Origin of the sequence: Actomonas spartinae, assembly GCF_051209155.1 — a bacterium.
Classification (GTDB): domain Bacteria; phylum Verrucomicrobiota; class Verrucomicrobiia; order Opitutales; family Opitutaceae; genus Actomonas.
Genome location: NZ_JBPJGB010000001.1, coordinates 1,885,858 through 1,907,937, shown reverse-complemented (window position 1 = coordinate 1,907,937; position 22,080 = coordinate 1,885,858). Strand labels below are relative to the sequence as shown.

At 65.7% G+C, this 22,080-nt stretch carries 17 protein-coding genes; all 17 read left to right on the top strand.

The window, feature by feature from the left end:
- Positions 1-100: 100 nt before the first annotated feature.
- A complete protein-coding gene (locus tag AC0MRV_RS07700) occupies positions 101-868 on the top strand; it encodes a hypothetical protein (protein ID WP_472763864.1) in 768 nt (255 codons plus the stop codon).
- Positions 869-881: 13 nt separating this feature from the next.
- On the top strand, positions 882-2,198 hold the full coding sequence (locus tag AC0MRV_RS07695; RefSeq protein ID WP_472763863.1) for an FG-GAP repeat domain-containing protein: 1,317 nt from the start codon (positions 882-884) through the stop codon (positions 2,196-2,198).
- Positions 2,183-3,910 (top strand): tetratricopeptide repeat protein, encoded by a 1,728-nt coding sequence (locus AC0MRV_RS07690; RefSeq protein WP_472763862.1) that lies wholly within the window; start codon positions 2,183-2,185, stop codon positions 3,908-3,910. The genes AC0MRV_RS07695 and AC0MRV_RS07690 overlap by 16 nt, the downstream gene beginning before the upstream one ends.
- 159 nt (positions 3,911-4,069) lie before the next feature.
- On the top strand, positions 4,070-5,602 hold the full coding sequence (locus tag AC0MRV_RS07685; RefSeq protein ID WP_472763861.1) for an alpha-L-arabinofuranosidase C-terminal domain-containing protein: 1,533 nt from the start codon (positions 4,070-4,072) through the stop codon (positions 5,600-5,602).
- A gap of 55 nt (positions 5,603-5,657) precedes the next feature.
- Positions 5,658-6,590: an alpha/beta hydrolase gene (locus AC0MRV_RS07680; protein WP_472763860.1), complete on the top strand. Its 933-nt coding sequence runs from the start codon at positions 5,658-5,660 to the stop codon at positions 6,588-6,590.
- Positions 6,591-6,607: 17 nt separating this feature from the next.
- The gene (locus AC0MRV_RS07675; RefSeq protein WP_472763859.1) at positions 6,608-7,729 is read left to right on the top strand and encodes an alpha/beta hydrolase; all 1,122 of its coding nucleotides are present in this window, start codon (positions 6,608-6,610) and stop codon (positions 7,727-7,729) included.
- Between the two features lie 7 nt (positions 7,730-7,736).
- Positions 7,737-9,680: a glycoside hydrolase family 97 protein gene (locus tag AC0MRV_RS07670; RefSeq protein ID WP_472763858.1), complete on the top strand. Its 1,944-nt coding sequence runs from the start codon at positions 7,737-7,739 to the stop codon at positions 9,678-9,680.
- Between the two features lie 8 nt (positions 9,681-9,688).
- Entirely contained in the window at positions 9,689-10,609 is a 921-nt protein-coding gene (locus AC0MRV_RS07665; protein WP_472763857.1) for an alpha/beta hydrolase, read from the top strand.
- Between the two features lie 32 nt (positions 10,610-10,641).
- On the top strand, positions 10,642-11,577 hold the full coding sequence (locus AC0MRV_RS07660) for an alpha/beta hydrolase (RefSeq protein WP_472763856.1): 936 nt from the start codon (positions 10,642-10,644) through the stop codon (positions 11,575-11,577).
- A 590-nt stretch (positions 11,578-12,167) separates the two neighbouring features.
- Positions 12,168-13,013 carry a sialate O-acetylesterase gene (locus AC0MRV_RS07655; protein WP_472763855.1) on the top strand — a complete coding sequence of 282 codons (846 nt, stop codon included), beginning with the start codon at positions 12,168-12,170 and terminating at the stop codon, positions 13,011-13,013.
- A gap of 432 nt (positions 13,014-13,445) precedes the next feature.
- Positions 13,446-13,835 (top strand): RbsD/FucU domain-containing protein, encoded by a 390-nt coding sequence (locus tag AC0MRV_RS07650; protein ID WP_472763854.1) that lies wholly within the window; start codon positions 13,446-13,448, stop codon positions 13,833-13,835.
- A 5-nt stretch (positions 13,836-13,840) separates the two neighbouring features.
- On the top strand, positions 13,841-14,794 hold the full coding sequence (locus AC0MRV_RS07645; RefSeq protein WP_472763853.1) for an aldo/keto reductase: 954 nt from the start codon (positions 13,841-13,843) through the stop codon (positions 14,792-14,794).
- Between the two features lie 16 nt (positions 14,795-14,810).
- Complete coding sequence (locus AC0MRV_RS07640; protein WP_472763852.1) at positions 14,811-15,839, top strand: zinc-binding alcohol dehydrogenase family protein; 1,029 nt, start codon at positions 14,811-14,813, stop codon at positions 15,837-15,839.
- Positions 15,840-15,855: 16 nt separating this feature from the next.
- Entirely contained in the window at positions 15,856-18,177 is a 2,322-nt protein-coding gene (locus tag AC0MRV_RS07635) for a glycoside hydrolase family 95 protein (protein WP_472763851.1), read from the top strand.
- Positions 18,178-18,187: 10 nt separating this feature from the next.
- A complete protein-coding gene (locus tag AC0MRV_RS07630; protein WP_472763850.1) occupies positions 18,188-19,093 on the top strand; it encodes a ThuA domain-containing protein in 906 nt (301 codons plus the stop codon).
- 172 nt (positions 19,094-19,265) lie between these two features.
- Complete coding sequence (gene fucP / locus AC0MRV_RS07625; RefSeq protein WP_472763849.1) at positions 19,266-20,669, top strand: L-fucose:H+ symporter permease; 1,404 nt, start codon at positions 19,266-19,268, stop codon at positions 20,667-20,669.
- Between the two features lie 418 nt (positions 20,670-21,087).
- Positions 21,088-22,065, top strand: coding sequence for an alpha/beta hydrolase (locus AC0MRV_RS07620; RefSeq protein WP_472763848.1), 978 nt, complete (start codon positions 21,088-21,090; stop codon positions 22,063-22,065).
- Positions 22,066-22,080 lie beyond the last annotated feature (15 nt).

The window sequence follows — 22,080 nt, the reverse complement described above, 5'->3', positions numbered from 1 at the left end:
CCGGGCAATGGTCCATCCACCCCGCAGTCCGCCCCACCCTCATCGACGCTCCATGATGCCCCCACGCTTTCGTTCCCCTTTCCTGGTCACTCTGTTCGCGATGCTCACCTTGCTCCTCAAGGTTGGAGCCGCCGAAACCACTCCCGACGGCCAGCACGTGCTGATCCGCGCGATCGGTCCCACCCTCACCCAATACGACATCAGCAACGCCCTCGCGAACCCGCGTCTCACCGTCTTCTCCAATGGTTCGGCCATCGCCGGCAATGAGGACTGGGGCGACGCGGCCAACGCCGCGGCCATCGCGACCACCACGCAAACCCTCGGCGGCTTCCCCTTGCCCGCCGGCAGCCTCGACGCCGTGACGCTCGAAGGCTACGAACCCGGACTCTACAGCACCTACACCGAAAGCGACGAGGACGGCGATGAGGGGCTGGTGCTGCTGGAACTCTACAACACCGCCTCCACCCAGTCCCGGCTCATTAACCTCTCCTGTCGCAACGATGCCGGCACCGGCGAGAACGTGCTCGTGACCGGCTTCACCATCACTGGCGACGGCGCCATGACCCTGCTCATCCGTGCGGTGGGGCCGCGCCTGTCCTTCTACGGCGTGCGCAACACCATGGCCAACCCCAAGCTCACGCTCTTCGAGGGACTCACCCCCATCTTCAGCAATGACAACTGGGCCGACGCGCCCGACCCGGATGGCCTCGCCGCCGCCACCACTGCCGTGGGCGCCTTCCCACTGGTCTCCGGGAGCCGGGACGCCGCCATGCTTGTGACCCTCATGCCCGGCACCTACAGCGCGCAAGCCAGCGGCATCGCCGGCACCACCGGCAATGTGTTGATCGAAGTCTACGCCGTGCCCTGAACCGGCACCCGCCATGCCCCGTGCCCGTGTTTTCCTAATCGGTGCCCTGCTAACCTGCGCCACCGCCGCCGGGCTATGGTGGACCTCCCGGCCGTCGCCCGCGCCCGCCGCGCCGCCGCCGCTTCGCTTCACCCCCGCGACCGGCCCCGCGTCCCCGGGAGCGTCATGGCCGTTCCACTACACGCCCACGCCAATCGGTCTGCCCGCCGCGGCCTTCGACCCGCCCTTCGTCACCCACCTGCAGATCGTCGACCTCGATCAGGACGGCTTGCCCGACGTGCTCTACACCGAGGCCGACACGCATCAGGTGCACTGGATTCGCCAAGCCCCCCGCGGGACCTTCACCGACACCCCGATCGGTGACCCGGTCCTCGGCCCGGTCCACGTCGCCACCGCCGATCTCTACGGCAATGGCCGGCTGGACGTGCTGGTCGCCAGCATGGGCCAGGTCTTCCCCACCAACGACCGCCTGGGCTCCGTCGTCGTGCTGGAGAACCTCGACAACCAAACCTTCACCAACCGCGTCCTCCTCGCCGACACCGCCCGTGTCTCCGATGTGCGCGCCGCCAATTTTTCGAACCACGCCGATGGCCGCCTCGACCTCGTCGTCGGCCAGTTCGGCTACGCCCAGGGCGAGATCCGTCTCATGCGCAACCGCGGCGACTGGAACTTCGCCAGCACCACCCTCAACCAACTGTCCGGCACCGTGCACACGCCCGTGGCCGACTTCAATGGCGACCGCCGCCCCGACATCGCCGCCGTCATTTCCCAGGAATGGGAGGAAGTGCACCTGTTCACCAACCTCGGCTCGGGCAACTTTCAGGAATCCAATCTCTGGGGCTCGACCAACGAGGACTACGGCAGCAGCGGCCTCGCCATCGCCGACCTCAACCGCGACGGCCGCCCCGACCTGCTCTACAGCAACGGCGACGGCTTCGACTACCCCATTCCCGGCGGGCGGCCCTGGCACGGAGTGCAGTGGCTGGAGAACCAGGGCGACGGTCGCTTTGCGTATCGACGGATTGGTGACATGGTCGGCGCCTACAGCCCCCGCGCCGCCGACCTCGATGGCGACGGCGACATGGACGTGGTCGCCGTGAGCTGCTTCGCCGACTGGGCGGACCCCGCCGCCGTTTCCCTCCGGGCCTGGATCAACGACGGCCGCCAACGCTTCACCCCCGTGACCCTCGCTCACCACCCCACCCACCTCGTCGCCCTTGATATCGGCGATCTCGACGGCGACGGCGTGCCCGAACTCGTCACCGGCGGCATGCACGCCTTTCCGCCGGTCCACAACCCCAACAACATCACCCTGTGGCGCCGCAACTGATCCGCTGTCTGCTGCCGATCGCCGTGCTGGGGTTCACCGCCTGTCGCCGCGCGGTGCTGGAGTTGCCGCCACCACCCGATCTCACCGGCGCCCCCACCGAACTCCAAACGCGATTCGCCGACGCCTCCGCCGCGGCGAGCGCAAATCCGTCGATAGACGCCGTCGCCACCCTCGGCCGCCTCGCGCACGCCAACGATCTGCTCCCCACCGCTCAGGCGGTCTGGCGTCACCTGATGGTCATCGACCCGAGCCAGGCGGAGTGGCCCTATCTGCTGGCCGATTTGTATCAGATCGCGGGTGACGAAGTCGGACGCGCCCAGTTGCTCAACCGCACCACCGAACTCGCCCCGGACTATGCGCCCGCCTGGTTGCAGCTCGCCGAACTGCGCTTCAAAGCCGGCGACCTTGCCGGCGCGGCGATCGCTTACCAACGCCGCCTCGACCTCCTGCCCGGCGACCCCTACGCGCGGCTCGGGCTCGCCCGCTGCGCCCGACACCTCGGCCACGCCGACGAAGCCCGCGAGCGGATCGATGCCCTCGTCGCCGACACCCCCGGGTTCGCGCCCGCGCGAAATCTGCGCGCCGAATTGCTCGCCGCCGCCGGCAATGAAGCCGCCGCCACCCACGAACGCTTTCTGGGGGCACAGGCCACCCGCTTTCGCGACGCACCCGATCCCTGGCGGGAGGCGCTCATCGCAGTCTGTTACGACTACGACAAACTCTGCGTGCGGGGCATGATGGACGCCCTCACGGATCACGGCGACCGCGGCCAGGCGCTGTTCGAACGCGCCCGGCGTCTTCGCCCCGATCGCCTCACCGCCTACGAACTGCTCGGCAACCTGCACCTCGACGCCAACGCCGGCGCCCGCGCCGTGGCCATTTACGAAGCCGGCCTGGCAGCCGCCCCCGCGGCGAGCCCACCTGCCGCGTATTTCGAAAAACTCAGCCGTGCCTACCTGCTGCGCGGAGATCCCGGTGCCGCCATCGCCGCCTGCCACCGCGGCATCGCTCGCGCCGGCGCCGTCTTTGAGCTCCAGCACGCGCTGGGCAACGCTCACCGCGCGGCCGGACAAACCGAGGCAGCCGCGGCGGCATATCGCGCCGCGATCCAACTCCAGCCGCACCGGGCCGTCGCCCACCACGACCTCGCCCTCACCTTGCTCGATCAACACGAACTCGACGCCGCCGTCGCCACCTTGCATCGCGCTCTGGAGGCCAATCCCCAATTCCCAGCCTCCCTCGCCCTGCTCGGGCAAATCGAGATTGATTCCGGCCGCTGGCAGAGCGCCGCCCGCTACCTGCAACCCTTGTTCGACGCGCAGCCGGATCTGCCCGAAGCCCGTGCCCGTATGAGCGGCGTGCTGCTGCGCGCCGGAGCCGAAGCCGAACGCGAGGGCAAGCCCGACGACGCGGTCACCGCCTACCAGCGCGGCGCTGCCATCACCCCGGACAATGCGCAACTTCAAGCCCGTCTCGGGGTGTTGCTGCTGCTGGAGGGCCGCGCCGACGAAGCCGTCCTCCCTCTGGAAGCGTTCCACCGCCTCCAGCCACAAGCACCGCAGAGCGCATTCCATCTCGGTCGCGTCTACGCCGCCGTCGGTCGCACATCTGATGCCCGTGCCCTCCTCCAACGCGCGATCGACCTGGCGGTGACGAACCACGATGCAGCCATCGCGCAACGCGCCCGTGAATTTCTGGCCGCTCTGCCCTGATTGGCCGGCAAACCCGCCGATCTAATGATCGACCGGCGTAACTAACGATCAACCTCGCGGCCTTTTGAGGCCCATCGTAGCTTCACCATCTTCACCCTCGCTGGTCGTGCGCCCCCTTTCGCACCCGCGTTGGTTCGGAAAGCTCAACCCCGTTTCCCCATGAAGCCCCTGCTCCCCGCCGCCCTGCTCGCCACGGCTGCCTGCGCCCTTGCCGCGCCCCAAACCGCCCGCATCACCATCGATGTCGGTGACGTCATCGACCAGATCGATCCCCGCATCTACGGCGTCTTCATGGAGCCCATCGGTTTCGAGCGGCCGGAGATGACCTTCAACACCCTCTACGGCCCGCTTTACGATCCCGATGCTCCCGACGCCGACGCCAACGGCTGGCGCCAGGGCATGCTCGAGGCTGCCCGCGAGCTCCAGTTCACCAACATGCGCTGGCCTGGCGGCAACTTCGTCGCCAACTACGACTGGCGGGACGGCATCGGGCCGCGCGAAGACCGCCCGGTCCGTCGTGAACTCGCCTGGAGCGTCACCGAACCCAACCTCGTCGGCACCGACGAGTGGGTGCAGCTCAACGCCCTCCTCGGCACCACCAACGTCGTCTGTATCAACATGGGCACCGGCAGCGTGCGCGAAGCCGCCTGGTGGGTTGAATACTGCAACGGTCCGCTCGGCACCTACTGGGCCGACAAGCGCGCCGAATACGGCCACCCCGAGCCCTACGGCATCGAATACTGGTGTCTCGGCAACGAGGTCGACGGCGAAGGTTGGATCATCGGCTACAAGAACGCCGAAGACTACGTGAAGTTCGCCCGCGTCGTTTCGCGGGCGATGCAGAAGAGTTCCCCCGACACGAAGCTCACCTTCATCGCCAACGGCTCCTCCAACTACAAGGACACCCTGGCTTGGATCGACTGGAACTGGACCGTCATCAAGGGCACTCACGACATCGCCGACTTTCTCTCGCTGCACCGCTACTGGGATGCATCCGATGACTACTACACCTTCGTGGGCGAGCGCGCGATGGACCTGCAGGAGAAGTTCGACATCACCATCGGCCAGATCAAGGCCGTCTCCACCACGGAGAAGAAGCCGCCCCTGCACATCTCACTCGACGAGTGGGCGCCTCCCTACCGCGGCGGCAGCCTCAACACCCTGGCCATGGCGCAGTTTCTCAACGCGTTCATCCGCAACGCAGACTACGTGAAGATGGCCAACTACACCCTGCTCACTTCCATCCTCGCCCGCGATCCCGACACCAACGCGAGCTACAAGACGCCCCTCTTCCACACCTTCAAGGCCTTCTCCACCCGCGCCCACGGTAACGCCCTTCACACCTCCGTGGTCTGCGACACCTTCGGGGTCGATGACTATTACACCTCCATCCCCTACCTCGACGTGACCAGCGTGCACGACACGGAACACCATCGCGTGCTCATCAACGTCGTCAACCGGCACCAGGACGAGGCCATCACCACCACCATCACCAGCGTGCACGGCACCTTTGCCCCCACTGCCGCCGTCACGCTCATCGCCCCCCCCGACACCGAAAACCGGCCTTTCAGCTACGCCGAACGCGACACCTACGCGCCGGTCGAATCGAAGATCGCCACCCAGGGCACAACCCTCACTCACGCGTTCCCCGCCCACTCCTTCACCCAGATCGTCGTCGATTTGGCCGATTGACCCCCAACCGTCCGCCCGTAGCCGCAAGCACAAGCCAGTGTTCCCTTTCCTCGTCATGTTGTCCCGCCTGCCGTTTCTCGCCACCGCCCTCACCTTCGCCGCCGCCCTGCCGGCCCTGTCCGTCGCCGAAACACCGCCCCCGCCGCACATCAACGAAGGCGGCATGTGGATCGCACCGCCACCGGAGCATGCCGTGCCCAGCCTGCCGGCTCTGGCGGCCTCCGACGACACGTCGTTCTACGCCGAACGCGATGTGCCGCACGGCACCGTCGAGATCGTCCGCTACCCGCTCACCGCCGGCGGGGACAAACAGATGCACGTGTATCTCCCGCCCGGATACGACGCGTCCGCCGACCGCCGCTATCCCGTCCTCTACCTCAACCACGGCGGCGGCGAAAACGACACGCACTGGACCGCCTCGGGGCACGCCGACCACATCCTCGACAACCTCATCGCCGACGGCCGCGCCCGGCCGATGATCATCGTGATGCCGAATACCAGCGGCGTCGTCTCCGGCGAGGTGCCCCAACTGGGTGAGGATGATGCCTGCACCCGCGAATTTCTGCAGGACATCATCCCCTATGTCGATGCGCACTACCGCACCATCACGACCCGCGAGGCCCGTGCCGTCGCCGGCCTGTCGATGGGCGGCTTCATTCCCCTGCACACCGGCTTCGCCCACCTCGAAACCTTCGGCGAACTTTACGTCTACAGCTCCGGCTACTGGCCCGGCCGCGTCGAACAGTTCGAGGAACGCTTCGCCCCGATCCTCAACGATCCGAACATCAACCAAAAATTCCTCATGCCGATCTACTTCGGCGTCGGTGAAACCGACATTGCCTTCGCCAACAGCATGAAGACTGAGGCCGTGTTCTCCCGTCACGCCATCCGCCACTACTCGGTCATCAGCTCACACGGTCACGAATGGCTCAACTGGCGCCGCTACCTGCACCAGACGGCGCAGATCATGTTCACCTACCTCGACTGAACCCTCCCCGCTTTCCCATGTTCTCTGCCCCCGTTCGCCTCGCCCTGCTCTCCACCGCCTTCGCCGTTTCCGCCGCCGCCACCTTCGCGCAGCGTCCGCCCCGGGTGGAGTCCCCCGTGCTGCACGAGGACCGCACCGTGACCTTCGCTCTGCGCGCCCCCGAGGCGCAGCAGGTTTCGCTCAGCGGTCAGTTCATGGCCGGCGTCCAACCCATGACCCGCGACGACAGCGGCGTGTGGTCGATCACCGTCGGCCCGATCAAACCCGACCTCTATCCCTACAACTTTGTCGTCGATGGCGTGGGCGTGGCCGACCCCGGCAATCAATACGTTTTCCCCAACGAGGGTTTCAAAGCCTCGCTTCTCGACGTCCCGGGCGACACCCCGGCGCCGCAGCAGGTGCAGGACGTGCCGCACGGCGAACTGCACTACGCCTGGGTGAAATCCGAGATCATGGGCGGCATCATGCGCCCGCTGGTCATCTATACCCCGCCCGGCTACCACGAGACCGACCGCACCTACCCGGTCTTCTACCTCGTCAGCGGCACGACCGACACCGAGGAAACCTGGTTTCGAGCCGGCCGGGTCAATGTCATCGCCGACAACCTCATCGCCGCCGGCCGAGCCGAGCCGATGATCATCGTCATGCCCTACGGCAACATGCTGCGCGGCATGCCGCGTCCCTGGGAGCCGGAGGTCGCCGCAATGTATGCGTATTTTGGTGACGAACTGGTCGGCACGATCATGCCTTACATCGAGTCCCGTTACCGCACCACCGAGGACCGCTCCGCCCGCGCCATCGCCGGCTTCTCGCGCGGGGGCGGCGAGTCGCTCTTTACCGGCCTGAGCCATCTCGACAAGTTCGCCCACATCGGCTCCTACAGCGCCTACCTCACCCCCGAGGTCTTCCGGCAATACTTCCCCCAGTTCGCGGAACATCCGGACCAACTGAATGCCCAACTCGAGACCTTTTGGCTCGGCGTCGGACGCTCCGACTTCCTCTACGAGCCGGCGGTCACCTTCAACGGGCTGCTCACCGAACTCGGCATCGAACACGAGGAGCTCATCACCGACGGTGGGCACACTTGGATGAACGCCCGCCACTACCTTTCCGAAACCCTGCAACGTTTCTTCCGCTAATTTCGCCATGCCCTCGCTTCGCTCCACCTCACTCGCGCTTGCTCTCGCCCTCGCGGCGACGGCCTCCGCGCAATCCGTATCCAGCCCCGACGGCAACATCGCCGTCGAGCTCGCATTGAGTGAACAGGGGCGCCTCAGCTACACCGTGTCCCTGCATGGCGCGGTCGCACTCGAGCCGTCGCCGCTCGGTCTCGAAACCAGTCTCGGGAGCTTCGCGTCCGGCCTCTCCGCCGCCGGCGCCACGACCACCACCGCGATCGACGAACACTACACCCTCCCCCACGGCAAGGTGCGCGAGGTGCACTACGTCGCCAACGAGCTCACCGCCCGTTACACGACCGCCGCGGGCCATGGACTCGATGTCATCTTCCGCGTCAGCAACACCGATGTCGCCTTTTCCTACCGCCTCAGCAGCGAAGCCCAGCCCCGCATCACCATCCATCGCGAGGCCACCGGTTTCGACTTCCCGGCGGAGGCCACGTCGTTCGTCACCTGGCAGGCCCCGGCTGGCAGTGGGTGGATGAAATCCAAACCCAGCTACGAAGAGGGCTACCTCATCGATGAGCCCGCCGGCACCGACTCGCCCACCGAACTCGGTTTCACCTTCCCCGCCCTGTTCCGCCTCGGCGATCACGGCTGGGCCCTCGTGTCCGAAACGGGTGTGACGAGCAACTACGCCGGTTCCCGCCTCGGCGATCCGACCTCGCGTGGGCTTTACCGCATCGCTTTTCCGCAGGAGGGCGAGAACGGCGGCATCGGTGACGCCACCGTCTCCGCCTCGCTGCCGCTGCACACGCCGTGGCGCACCATCACGCTCGGCACCACTCTCGCTCCGATCGTCGAAACCACCGTCGCGACCGACGTCGTCGAGCCGCTCTACGCCGCCTCCACCACCTACCAACCCGGCCGGGCCACCTGGAGCTGGTTGGTCTGGCAGGACGCCTCCATGAACGAGGCCGACCAACGCACTTTTATCGACCTCGCCGCCGAAATGGGCTGGGAATACATCCTCATCGACGCCCTTTGGGACACGAATCTCGGCAAAGCCAAACTCGCCGAGCTCGTGCGTTACGCCAACAGCAAGGACGTCGACGTCCTGCTCTGGTATAACTCCAACGGCGCCTGGAACGACGCCCCCCAGGGTCCGCGCAACCGCATGGCCTCCGCCCCCGCCCGCCATGCCGAGATGGCCTGGCTCCAGTCGATCAACGTCAAGGGCCTCAAGGTCGACTTCTTCGGCGGCGACAAGCAGACGACGATGAAACTCTACGAGGACATCCTGACCGACGGGAACGCCTACGGCCTGCACTTCAACTTCCACGGCGCCACCCTGCCGCGCGGTTGGGAGCGCATGTATCCCAACCACATGACGAGCGAAGCCGTCACCGCCTCGGAAAACCTCATTTTCTCGCAGGGTTTCGCCGACAGTGAAGCGTGGCGCTCCACCGTCATGCCCTTCGTGCGCAACCCCGTCGCCGCGATGGATTACGGGCCCATGGTGCTGAACTCGTCCTTCAACAAAGTCGCCGGCCGCGGAAACTCCCGCAGCACCACCGATGCTTTCCAACTCGCGACCAGCGTCACCTTCCAGTCGCCCGTGCAACATATGGGCCTCACCCCCAACAACCTCGAGGAACAACCGGCCTTCGTCATCGATTTCCTCAAGCAGGTGCCGGCCGTCTGGGATGAAACCCGTTTCGTCACCGGTTATCCCGGCAAAGATTTCGCCGTCGCCCGTCGCCACGGCGACCATTGGTATGTGGCCGCCACCAACGGCGAAGCCGAGCCCAAGGCGCTCACGCTCCACCTCCCCTACCTCGCCGGCCAAACCCTCACCCTCATCCACGATCAACCCAGCGGCCGCGAGGCCGCGCAAAGCCAGGTGACCGTCGCCGCCGACGGCACCCTCCCCCTCGAACTTGCCGCCAAGGGCGGCGCCGTCCTCTTCTGATTTCCCCCATGCGTTTCCCCAGTTTATCCCTCGCGCTCTTCGCCACCGCATTGACCGCCACCGCGCAACCCGCTCCCGCGCCCGCCCCAGCCGACGACGGCGCCGAGCGCGCCGCCGCCAACTTTGCCCGCAAGATCGAGCTCGCGCCCGACGACGTGCGCCTCTTTCCCGAACCGCCCGCCGACTATCGCGTGCTGCCGGAGTCCGGCCTGCGCGGCACCCTCGACGTGCTGCGCTACGAGTCCGGCGTCACCGGCACCACCCGCGAGGCCACCGTGTATCTCCCGCCCGGATACAACGCCGACCACCGCTACCCCGTCGCCTACATCCTGCACGGCATTGGCGGCAACCGCCACGAGTGGACCGCCGGGGTGAAGGGCCACACCATCCTCGACAACCTCATCGCCAGTGGCGCCATCGAGCCGCTCATCGCCGTGTTTCCCAATGGCCGCGCCATGGCCGACGACTCGGTGCCGGAGAACATCTTCAACCCCGAAGCCGTCGCCGCCTTTGCCGCCTTTGAAGGCGACCTGCTCGACTCTCTCATTCCGGCGGTCGAGTCGCACTACGCCACGATCAGCGACGCCCAGCACCGCGCCCTCGCCGGGCTGTCCATGGGTGGCGGCCAGACCTTCAACTTCGGTCTCGCCCACCTCGACACCTTCACCTGGATCGGCGCCTTCTCCGCTGCCCCCAACACCAAAGCCCCCGAGGAATTGGTGCCCGACCCCGCCGCCGCGACCGCCGCGCTCAACCTCCTTTACATCTCCTGCGGCAACCAGGACGGCCTCATCAACTTCTCCCAGCGCACCCACCGCTACCTCAAGGAGCACAAGGTGCCGCACCTCTGGAACGTCGACGACCACGGCCACGACCCCGAGACCTGGGGCAGCAACCTCTACCACTTCGCCCAACGCATCTTTCGCTGAGCCTTCCAACGCTCACTCCTAGACCAACCAAAATGAAGACCCCCAAATCCACCACCCTCGCTGCGCTCCTCGCGCTCGCCGTCTCGGCCTTTGCCCAGGACGGCGCCATCACGCCATATGACGCTCCGGAAGAGCCCAACGCCATTCCGCTCAACACCGGCGGCGTCGAAAACCAACCCGCCTCAGAATCCTGGTTCTTCCAGTGGGGCGAGCCGATGGTGCGCAACGTCACCAACGCCACCCTCACCCCTTTCCTGCCCGATCCCGCCAAGGCCACCGGCGCCGCCGTGCTCGTCGCTCCGGGTGGCGGCTTCCGCTGGCTCTCCATCAACAACGAAGGTTGGAAAATCGCCAAGGCCCTCAACGAACAGGGCGTCGCCGCCTTCGTGCTCAAATATCGCCTCAATCCCACTCCGCCGACCCTCGAGGGCCTGCGTGAGTCGATGAACCGCACCTTCGCCGCGGCCACTCCGCCCGCCGAAGGTGAGGACGCCCCGCCCCCGCCGCCGCGTCCGCGTTGGAGTCTCGACAATCAGCGCGAGGACGCCGAGGCCGCCTACGCCATGATCCTCGACCGGGCCGAGGAATGGGGCGTCGATACTGATCGCATCGGCATGATGGGCTTCTCCGCCGGCGCCGGCCTCACCATGCACTGCACCATGAACTCCGAGACCATGAAGCTCGCCTTCATCGCCCCGATCTACGGCGGCATGGGCGCGGTCGAAGTGCCCGAGGACGCCCCGCCGCTCTACGTCGCCATCGCCACCAACGATTTCCTCTTCAACGGCGACTTTGGCCTCATCGAGTCGTGGTATAAAGCCGGCAAGTCGGTCGAATTCCACCTGTATCAGGATGGTGGACACGGCTTCGGCATGGGCTACCCCGGCCACACCACCTACTGGTGGTTCGAGTCCTTCGTGCACTGGCTCGACATCAACGGCTACCTGAAACCGAAGTCGGCCGAATAAATACCTTCCCTCCCGAGGCGCGGTCGACCACCGCGCCTCTTTTTTTCAAACACAGATTTCACAGAGGGCACAGATCATCCCCAGCCCGGGTTCATCCGTGGTAAAAAGCTGAACCGCAGATCCCACAGATAGTCGCCGATCCCGCCCACCGTAGTCGCAACCACTACCGAGCGCAGCGACATCTGAGAGACGTAGTGCCGAAGCAATTTCACCGAAGATACTATCCAGACCATCGAATCCGTGACGATCCGTGGCCAAGAAAACACTCCCGGTCTCTCCGCATCTGCGCCCATCTGCGTCATCTGCGGTCACTCCTTCCTGCCTCTCAGCTCTGTGCTCTTATGTGTCATCTGTGGTCAAAAACCTAAACCGCAGATCACGCAGATAACCGCAGATCCACTCCGCCGCAGGCTTAACCACTTCCGAGCGCAGCGACATCTGAGAGACGTAGTGCCGAAGCAATTGCACAGAGAGCACAGAACACTGCCTCCACGTCCGTGTTCATCTGTGTCCATCTGTGGTTAAGAACTCTCTGCCTCTCGGCATCTGCGCCCCTCTGCGCCATCTGTGGTTAAAGAATCCTCCTTCCCATGTATCTCCGTTCTCTCTTCCGCGCCCTCCTCGTCGTCGCCTCCTTCATCTTCGCCACCGCCATTACCCGCGCCGCTCCCGATCCCAATTTCCACATCTTCCTCTGCATTGGTCAGTCCAACATGGAGGGCTTTCCCGGCATCCCCGAGGAGGACAGAGTCTTCGACGACGCGCGCTTCCAGGTGCTCGCTGCCGTCGATTTTCCTGACCTCGGTCGCGAGCAAGGCCAGTGGTATACCGCCGTGCCACCGCTCTGCCGACCGAGCTCCGGTCTGAGCCCGGCGGATTATTTTGGCCGCACGCTCATCCAACACCTCCCGCCCGAAATCAAAGTCGGCGTCGTTACTGTCGCCGTCGCCGGCGCCAAGATTCGCGTCTACGACCCGACCACGATCGCCGACTACGAGGCCACCGCACCTGACTGGCTCAAAGGTTTCATCGCCGCCTACGACGGCGATCCCTACGCCCGTCTCATCACCATGGCGCGCCGCGCCCAGGAGGACGGTGTCATCAAAGGTATCCTCCTCCACCAAGGTGAATCCGACAGCGGCGACGAAACCTGGCCGGCCCAGATCAAAGACCTCTACACCCGCATCCTGGCCGACCTCGAATTGGACGCCGCCGACGTCCCCCTGCTCGCGGGCGAACTCGTCAACGCCGACCAAAACGGCGCCTGCGCCGGCATGAACAAGATCATCGCGACCCTGCCCGAGGTCATTCCGACCGCGCACGTCGTTTCCTCCGCGGGCGCCCCCTGCCACAAAGACCGCCTGCACTTCACCCCGGAGGGCTACCGCCTGCTCGGCCAACGCTACGCCGAAACCCTCTTGGCCATCAAAGACTAAGCCGATCCCCCAAAGCTAGCCGCCCGCACGTGGGCGTCACGCTGCCCCTCCGCTCTGTGCCCTTCTGTGTCATCTGTGGTCAAATAACTGAACCGCAGATCACGCAGAACCACTCCACCGCAGGCTCAATCACTTCTGAACGACGAAGTGCCGAAACGATTTCACCGAGAGCACAGATCACCAGTGCCCATCGGTGTTCATCCGTGTCCATCCGTGGTTAAGAAAGTCCCTGCCCCCCAAACTGCGGTCATCCGTGGTCAATACCTAAAACCTAGATCACGCCGGCGAAGCCTCGACACGATCCGACATAAGAACCGGCCAAATTCAGGTGTGAACCCTCGCCCATGGTGAACACAAATTGTCATGCTTCGGGAAAGAATGGCCATTCTACTTTCCGGGCCAAATCGCTATAGTCCGCGCACCCCTTACCCCATGTTACGCTCCGGTATCCTCAACCCCGGCCTGCTTTCCCTGCTCGCCCGCGTTCGCCACACCAACCTCCTCGTCATCGCCGACCGCGGTTTCCCCAGCTGGCCCGCCGTCGAGACCATTGACCTCTCGCTCGTCGATGACCTTCCCACCGTCGACCAGGTCCTCGCCGCCATCCTGCCCAACTTCGTCGTCGGCCAGGCCTTCGCCGCCGAGGAATTTACGTCGCGCAATGCTCCCGCCAAGCTCGATGCCCTGCGCACCCGACTCGGCGACATTCCCCTGCACTTCGAGCCGCACGTGGCCTTCAAACGCCGCGTGCCCAGCGCCATCGGCCTCATCCGCACCGCCGACACCACCCCCTACGCGAACCTCATTCTCGAGTCCGCCTGATTTTCATGCAACGCCGCCCCCTCGGCCAAACCGGCCTCGACGTTTCCATCCTCAGTTTCGGCGCCTCGTCCCTCGGCGGGGTCTTCCGCGCCACCGACGACCGTGAAAGTATCCGCACGGTCCATACCGCGCTGGATCTCGGGATGAACTTCATCGACGTGTCGCCCTACTACGGCGCGACCCGGGCCGAGACCGTGCTCGGCCGGGCCCTCCAGGGTATCGCCCGTGACCGCTACATTCTGGCCACGAAGGTGGGGCAATACGGCGAGGGTGAGTTCGATTTCTCCGCCGCCCGCGTCACCCGCAGTCTCGACGAAAGCTGCGCCCGGCTGGGCGTCGACTACATCGACCTGCTGCAATGCCACGACATCGAGTTCGCCGACCTCGATCAGATCGTCGACGAAACCATCCCGGCCTTGGTTGCCCTCAAACGCGCCGGCCGCATCGGCCACGTCGGGATCACCGGCCTGCCGCTGAAGGTCTTCACCGCAGTCCTCGATCGCACCGCCCCCGGCGACGTCGAGACCATCCTCTCCTTCTGTCACTACGAGCTCAACGACACCTCGCTCGAATCCCTGCTGCCCTATTGCGCCGCAAAGGGCGTCGGCGTGATCAACGCCTCGCCCACCGGCATGGGCCTGCTCACTCCACGCGGCGTGCCCGACTGGCATCCCGCGCCGCCCACCCTGGTCGCCTGCGCCCGCCAGGCCGTTGCCTACTGCGAGTCGGTGGGGGCCGACATCGTGAAACTCGCGATCCAGTTTTCGATCGCCCATCCGGACATCGCCACCACCCTCGTGGGCTCCGCCAACCCACATAACATCCGCCGCAACATCGCTTGGGCCACCGAGCCGATTGACGCCGAATTGCTGGCCAAAGTGCAGGAACTCCTGCGTCCCGTGCACAATCACAACTTCACCCGCGGCCGCCCTGAGAACCACGACCCCATCGTCGCCTGATCCCCCCCCCTTCCGCATGAAAGGCCTTTCCCTTCACGAACCCGGCACCCTGCGCGTCATTGACCTGCCCGACGCCCCCGCCCCCGGCCCGGGCGAAGCCCTCGTCCGCGTGCATCGCGTCGGCGTCTGCGGCACCGACCTGCACGCCTTCCGCGGCAAACAGCCCTTCTTCACCTATCCGCGCATCCTCGGTCACGAGCTCGGCGTCGAGGTCCTCGCCGTTGGTGCCGGGGTCGCGAACGTCGCGCCCGGTGACCGCTGCGCCGTCGAGCCCTACCTCAACTGCGGCCGCTGCATCGCCTGCCGCCGGGGCAAACCCAACTGCTGCACCGAGCTGCGCGTGCTTGGCGTCCACACCGACGGCGGTCACCGCGAGCAGTTCGTCGTGCCTGCGGCCAAGCTCCACGTTTCGCGCCAGCTTACCTTCGATCAGCTCGCCCTCGTCGAAACCCTCGGCATCGGTGCCCACGCCGTCGACCGCGCGCAGCTCAGTCCCGGCGAAACCGTCGCCGTGATCGGCACCGGCCCCATCGGCCTCTCCGTCATCCAGTTTGCCCTCGCTGCCGGCGCCCGCGTGATCGCCCTCGACCTCAACGATCAGCGCCTCGCCTTCTGCCGCGAACGTCTCGGCCTCGCCGACGCCGACCTCATCAACACCGCCACCACCCCCGACGTCGCCGGCCGTCTCGCCGAGCTCACCGCCGGCGACCTGCCCACCGCCGTCTTCGACGCCACCGGCAACCCCGGCTCCATGGCCGCGTCGTTCAACTTCCCGGCCCATGGCGGCCGCCTCATTTTCGTCGGCCTTTTCCCTGGCGAGGTCACCTTCAACGACCCCAACTTCCACCGGCGCGAACTCACCCTCATGGGCAGCCGCAACGCCCGCCCCGAAGACTTCGGACGCATCATCGCGCTGATCGAAGCCGGCACCGTCGACACCACGCCATGGATCACCCACCGCGCCGCCCTCACCGAAGTGCCCGACCAGTTTGCGGGCTGGACCGACCCGTCCAGTGGTGTGCTCAAAGCCATGATTTCTCTCTAACCCCTTGCCTCACCCCATGATCGTCCGCCTTTCCGCCCTCGCTTCGCTCCTGCTCGCCACCACCCTCGGACTCCACGCCGCCTCGCCCTGGGTGCTGCACTACGATCGCCCCGCCACGGAATGGGTCGAGGCCCTCCCGGTCGGCAACGGCCGTCTCGGCGCGATGGTCTTCGGCGGCATCCATCAGGAGCGTCTCCAGCTTAACGAAGACACGCTCTGGGCCGGCGGTCCCTACGATCCGGCCAACCCCGAGGGGCGCGACGCGCTGCCCGAGGTGCGCGCCCTGCTCGCCGCCGGCGACTACCAGGCCGCCCACGATCTGGTGAACGCCAAGGTCATCTCCCGGCCCGGCGTCCAGATGCCCTACCAAACCGTCGGCGACTTGCTCTTCACCTTCGCCGGCGCTGACGCCGTTTCCAGCTATCGTCGGGAACTCGATCTCGACACCGGCGTCGCCACCACGACCTACACCACCGGCCAGGGCCCTTGGGCGATGACCACAACCCGCGAGGTGTTCGTGAGTCCGGTTGACCAGGTCATCGTCGTGCGCCTTCGGGCCCAACGCGGCAGTCGGCCCGGCCAGTTGAGTTTCTCACTCGGCTTCCAAACTCCGATGCACGCCACCAGCCGCACCGCCGGCGACGACACGCTCTTGCTGGATGGTCGCAACGGCAGCGCCAGTGGCATCGACGGCGCGCTCACTTTCCAGGCCCGGGCCCAGGTCACCGCCGAGGGCGGCTCCGTCAGCTCCGACGGCCAGCACCTGCATGTGCGTGGTGCGCACACCGTGACCGTCCGCATCGCCGCCGCCACCAGTTTCAAGCGCTTCGACGACGTGAGCGGCAATCCCGACATCGCCAACCGCGCCACCCTCACCGCGGTGGCCGGGAAGTCCTACGACGACCTCTACGCCGCCCATCTCGCCGAGCACCAACGCCTGTTCCGCCGCGTATCCATCGATCTGGGACACACGCCCGCCGCCGAACTGCCGACCGATGAACGCGTGCGCCGCTTCGCCGACGGCAACGATCCCGCCCTCGCCGCCCTCTATTTCCAATTTGGCCGCTACCTGCTCATCAGCAGCTCCCGACCCGGCACCCAGCCGGCCAACCTGCAGGGTATCTGGAACGACAGTCTCAACCCGCCGTGGCAGAGCAAATACACCCTGAACATCAACGCGGAGATGAACTACTGGCCGGCCGAGATCACCAACCTCGCCGAGCTCACCGAACCGTTCTTCGGCATGATCGAGGACCTCAGCCACACCGGCGCCAAGATGGCGCAGGACCTCTACGGCGCCTCCGGCTGGGTCGTGCACCACAACACCGACATCTGGCGCGCCGCCGGCCCGATTGACGGCGCCACCTGGGGCATGTGGCCCACCGGCGGAGCCTGGCTCACCCAGCACCTGTGGGAACACTACCAGTTCTCCCTCGATCGCGAATTTCTTGCCCGCGCCTATCCGCTCATGAAAGGCGCCGCGGAGTTCTTCCTCGATACGCTCGTGGCCGAGCCGACCCATGGCTGGCTGGTCACCAGCCCGTCGATTTCGCCGGAGAACACCCACAAGTTCGGCGTGTCCGTCGCCGCCGGGCCGACGATGGATTCGCAACTGTTGCGTGACTTGTTTGGCGCCTGCATCGAGGCGGCCGCCATCCTCGGCGAAGACGCCGAGTTCGCCGCCCGCCTGAGCGCCGCCCGCGACCGCTTGCCGCCATCGATGATCGGGGCGCAGGGCCAGCTCCAGGAGTGGCTGGAAGACTGGGACGCCGACGCGCCCGAACAGGACCACCGTCACGTGTCGCACCTCTACGGTCTTTATCCCAGCGACCAGATCGACATCCTCACCACCCCCGACCTCGCCCACGCCGCCCGCCGCTCGCTCGAACTGCGCGGCGACGATGCCACCGGCTGGGCCATCGGCTGGCGACTCAACCTCTGGGCCCGCCTGCACGAGCCGGAGCATGCGATGACCATCCTGAAACTCCTGCTTCGGCCGGAACGCACGTATCCAAATCTCTTTGACGCCCATCCGCCCTTCCAGATCGACGGCAACCTCGGCGGCACCGCCGGCATCGCCGAGATGCTGCTGCAGTCGCACGGCGGCCTGATCCAGTTGCTGCCCGCTCTCCCGACCGAGTGGCCCACCGGCTCGGTCAGCGGCCTGCGCGCCCGGGGCGGTCTGACGGTCGACCTCGCCTGGCGCAACGGCCAACTCACCGCGGCCTCGTTCACCGCCACCCGCGCGGGGACCATCACGGTGCGCACCGCCGACGGGCAAACGACCGCCGTCAACCTCCCCGCCGGCGAACGCACCGTCTGGCAACCCGCCCGCTGATTTCCGTGCCATGCCCGGGTTTCGCCGCCTCTTCCTCTGCTGCTCGATGGTCCTCGGTTGTGCCCAAGGCAGGGCCGCGACGCCGATTCGCGTGCTCCTCGTCGACGGCTTCAGCAACCATCAATGGCGGCTCACCACCCACCTGATCGAAGGCATGCTCGCTCCGACCAACCTGTTCACGATCGAGGTGTCGACCACCCCACCCACCGCAGACGCCGCCGGCTGGGACGCGTGGCGGCCTGACTTCGCCGCCTACGACGTCGTCATCCAAACCTGCAACGACATCAACGGCGGCCCGGCCTGGCCGCGCGCCGTGCAAGCCGACTTCGAAGCCTACGTGCGCTCCGGCGGCGGCGTTTATGTCTGGCACTCCGGCAACAACGCCTTCCCCGACTGGCCCGCCTACAACGCCATGATCGGACTCGGTTGGCGCTCGCGTGATTTTGGCCCCGCCATCGCCGTCGCCGACGACGGCACGCTCCGGCGCATTCCCACCGGCGTAGGTCGCGACACCGGTCACGGCGATCGCGTCGACACCGTCGTTCACCGCCGTGGCGATCACCCGATCCACCACGGCCTGCCCCGCGCTTGGAAAACGCCCGACATCGAGGTCTACTATTTCGCCCGCGGCCCGGCCGAAAACCTCGAGGTCCTTTCCTACGGTCATGATCCGGTCACCGATCAAAACTGGCCGCTCGAGTGGACGGTGAGCTACGGCGCCGGCCGCGTCTACACCTCCACGTTTGGCCACGTCTGGCACGGCGATACTCAACCCGAGCGCACGCGCTGTGCCGGCCTGCAGACCATCGTCGTGCGCGCCCTGCAGTGGCTCGCCGGCCGCGAAGTCACCTTCCCCGTCCCACCCGACTTCCCGACAGCCGACACCGTCTCCATCCGCCCACCCATCAACCGCTAAACACCCAAATCTTTCTCTTTCCTCTTTATCTTTATCTTTCTCCCCACGGGCCGAAAACCGTCCGCTCCTCAGGGAGAAAGAGAAAGTGGAAAGAGAAAGAATAAAGACCCCCAACCGCCTTTCGCCCCCACCTTTCAGCTTTTCAGCCTTTCAGCTTTTCCCAAAACCGCCCATGCCCACCCCACCTGCCCCCACCACCGACACCTCGCGCGTCGTTCCCCGCCAATACCTCTTCGCCTTCATCCTCGTCACCACGCTCTTCTCGCTGTGGGGCTTTGCCAATGACGTGACCAACCCGCTCGTGCGCGTCTTCAAAGAGGTCTTCGTCATCACCAACGCGCAGAGTTCGCTCGTGCAGTGGGCCTTCTACGGCGGCTACGCCACCATGGCCATCCCGGCTGCCCTCGTCATCCGCCGCTTCTCCTACAAGACCGGCATCCTCGTCGGTCTCGCGCTCTACGCCATCGGCGCGCTGCTCACCATCCCCGCCAGCACCGCCCTGTCGTTCAACATCTTCCTTGTTGGCTTCTACGTGCTGACCTTCGGCCTGGCCTTCCTCGAGACCGCGGCCAACCCCTACATCCTCTCTCTCGGCCCGCCCGAAACCGCCACCCGCCGGCTCAACCTCGCCCAGGCCTTCAACCCGATCGGGTCGCTGACCGGCATGATCGTCGCCAGCATGTTCGTGCTGCCGTCGCTCGACGTCTCCAACTTCCGCAACGAACAACTCGCTGCCCATCCCGAATACGCCGAGATGCTGCCGAGCGAAGCCGACGCCGCCATCAGCGCTTCGTGGGAGACCTTCGTGAAGGCTGACCCCGACGGGTTCCAGGCAATCCAGACCCACGACCTCCGCGTCGTGATGATCCCCTACGCCATCATCGCCGCGGTGGTCATCTTCACCTTCATTGCCTTCGCCGTGTCCAAACTGCCCGACACCGGTCACAACGACCAACCGGTCAAATTCGGCGCCCTCACCAAACGCTTGCTCAGCTCCCCGCTCTATGTCGGCGGCGTGATCGCCCAGGCCTTCTACGTCGGCGCGCAGATCATGTGTTGGACCTTCATCATCCACTACGGGATGACGCTCTGCGGCCTCACCGCCTCACAGGCGCAGAACTACAACATCGCCGCCATGGTGCTCTTCCTCAGCAGCCGCTTCATCTGCACCCTCGTGCTGCGTGTGGTGAAACCCGGCCAGCTGCTCGCCGCCCTCGCCGTCGGCGGCCTCGCCCTCACCGTCGGCGCGATCTTCCTGCAGGGCATGCCCGGACTCTACTGCCTCGTCGGGGTCTCCGGCTGCATGTCGCTCATGTTCCCGACCATCTACGGCATCGCGCTCGATGGCCTCACCCCATCCGACGCCAAGCTCGGCTCCGCCGGTCTCATCTTCGCCATCGTGGGCGGCGCCATCATGCCCCGCATGCAGGGCGCCATGATCGACGGGGACGGTTTCACCCTGGGCAGCCTCGCCCTCGAATCGGTGCGCGTGTCCTTCGTGCTCCCGGCGATCTGCTTTGTGGTCATCGCAATCTACGGCTGGATGGCCCACCGCGCCGCCGGCGCCCGCGTCTAGTCGCGGCCAACCGATTTCAGCCGCAGATTACGTAGATCATCACAGATCCAACCCAACGCTGGTTCTTACCACTTCCGAGCGCAGCGACATCTGAGAGACAAAGTGCCGAAGCAATGGACACAGATAAACACAGATCCTGGCCCGCAACGCAGCCGTGCTCATCTGTGTCCATCTGTGGTTAAGAAACTCTCCGCCTCTGCGCCCATCTGCGTCATCTGCGATCAAACATTTCTGCCTCTCCATTCTGTGCCCCTCTGTGCCATCTGTGGTTAAAACCCAAACCGCAGATGACGCAGAGAACCGCAGATCCACTCCAACGCCGGCTTAACCACAGATTTCACAGAGAGCACAGATCATCATACCTATCCGTGGCTACCTGTGGTTAAAAAATCTTCCTGCTCCTTCTGCCTCTCCGACCATGAACAAATTGTGGAAGCTCCTCCTCTCGCTCGGATTTACCGCAGCTTGGCTGATCACCGGCTACGCGCAAACCGCAGCCAAGCCGCCAGCGGAAGACCGGACCGCCTTCTTCCCGCCGAAGATGTTGAGTTTCCCGCTCTACGGGGACGCCGCCATTCCGAACGCCAAGCCCGGACCCGACGAAGAAACCGGCAAGGGCACCGGGTGGGTTCAGAAGGTCTCGCAGCCCAAGATTGAGGTCTATTTGCCCGCCCGGGTCAAAGCCACCGGCGCCGCGGTGGTGATCTTCCCTGGCGGCGGTTACGCCGGCCTCACCTACGAGTTCGAAGGCGTGCAACAGGCCGAGTTCTTTAAGGACCACGGCATCGCGGCGCTGGTGGTCAAATACCGCCTGCCGAGCGACCAAACGATGCTCGATAAGTCCATCGGCCCGCTGCAGGACGCCCAGCAGGCGATGCGTTTTGCGCGGCAGCACGCGGCCGAGTGGGGCATCGATCCGCATCGCATCGGCACCATCGGCTACTCCGCGGGCGGACATCTGGCCTCCACGCTGGCCACCCACTTCGATGAGGCCCTCATCGACAATCCCGAAGAAATCAGTCTGCGCCCCGACTTCCTCGTCGTGATCTACCCGGTCATCAGCATGGATGCCGCGATCACCCACCAAGGCTCGCGCGTCGCGCTCCTGGGCGAGGATCCCACCGCAGAACAGATCCAACGCTTCTCCAACGAGCTGCAGGTCACCCCGCAGACCCCGCCCACACTGATCCTCCACGCCGCCGACGACCGTTTGGTCGATGTCGACAACAGCCTCCTGTTCTTCAACGCCCTCCGCCGCGCCGGCGTCTCCGTTGAAGCGAACTTTTTTGAAAAAGGTCAGCACGGCCTCTTCCTCCTCCCCCGCGATCGCTGGCAGGGCCGGATCATGGACTGGCTGACGATCAACGGCTGGCTACACCCGCGCCCCGGCGAATAGGGCTCATCAACCCGG

Bases quoted from the DNA above. Each gene is read 5' to 3' on its own strand.
- AC0MRV_RS07700 (WP_472763864.1), top strand. From the start codon at position 101: ATGCTCACCTTGCTCCTCAAGGTTGGAGCCGCCGAAACCACTCCCGAC.
- AC0MRV_RS07695 (WP_472763863.1), top strand. From the start codon at position 882: ATGCCCCGTGCCCGTGTTTTCCTAATCGGTGCCCTGCTAACCTGCGCC.
- AC0MRV_RS07685 (WP_472763861.1), top strand. From the start codon at position 4,070: ATGAAGCCCCTGCTCCCCGCCGCCCTGCTCGCCACGGCTGCCTGCGCC.
- AC0MRV_RS07680 (WP_472763860.1), top strand. From the start codon at position 5,658: ATGTTGTCCCGCCTGCCGTTTCTCGCCACCGCCCTCACCTTCGCCGCC.
- AC0MRV_RS07675 (WP_472763859.1), top strand. From the start codon at position 6,608: ATGTTCTCTGCCCCCGTTCGCCTCGCCCTGCTCTCCACCGCCTTCGCC.
- AC0MRV_RS07670 (WP_472763858.1), top strand. From the start codon at position 7,737: ATGCCCTCGCTTCGCTCCACCTCACTCGCGCTTGCTCTCGCCCTCGCG.
- AC0MRV_RS07665 (WP_472763857.1), top strand. From the start codon at position 9,689: ATGCGTTTCCCCAGTTTATCCCTCGCGCTCTTCGCCACCGCATTGACC.
- AC0MRV_RS07660 (WP_472763856.1), top strand. From the start codon at position 10,642: ATGAAGACCCCCAAATCCACCACCCTCGCTGCGCTCCTCGCGCTCGCC.
- AC0MRV_RS07655 (WP_472763855.1), top strand. From the start codon at position 12,168: ATGTATCTCCGTTCTCTCTTCCGCGCCCTCCTCGTCGTCGCCTCCTTC.
- AC0MRV_RS07650 (WP_472763854.1), top strand. From the start codon at position 13,446: ATGTTACGCTCCGGTATCCTCAACCCCGGCCTGCTTTCCCTGCTCGCC.
- AC0MRV_RS07645 (WP_472763853.1), top strand. From the start codon at position 13,841: ATGCAACGCCGCCCCCTCGGCCAAACCGGCCTCGACGTTTCCATCCTC.
- AC0MRV_RS07640 (WP_472763852.1), top strand. From the start codon at position 14,811: ATGAAAGGCCTTTCCCTTCACGAACCCGGCACCCTGCGCGTCATTGAC.
- AC0MRV_RS07635 (WP_472763851.1), top strand. From the start codon at position 15,856: ATGATCGTCCGCCTTTCCGCCCTCGCTTCGCTCCTGCTCGCCACCACC.
- AC0MRV_RS07630 (WP_472763850.1), top strand. From the start codon at position 18,188: ATGCCCGGGTTTCGCCGCCTCTTCCTCTGCTGCTCGATGGTCCTCGGT.
- fucP (WP_472763849.1), top strand. From the start codon at position 19,266: ATGCCCACCCCACCTGCCCCCACCACCGACACCTCGCGCGTCGTTCCC.
- AC0MRV_RS07620 (WP_472763848.1), top strand. From the start codon at position 21,088: ATGAACAAATTGTGGAAGCTCCTCCTCTCGCTCGGATTTACCGCAGCT.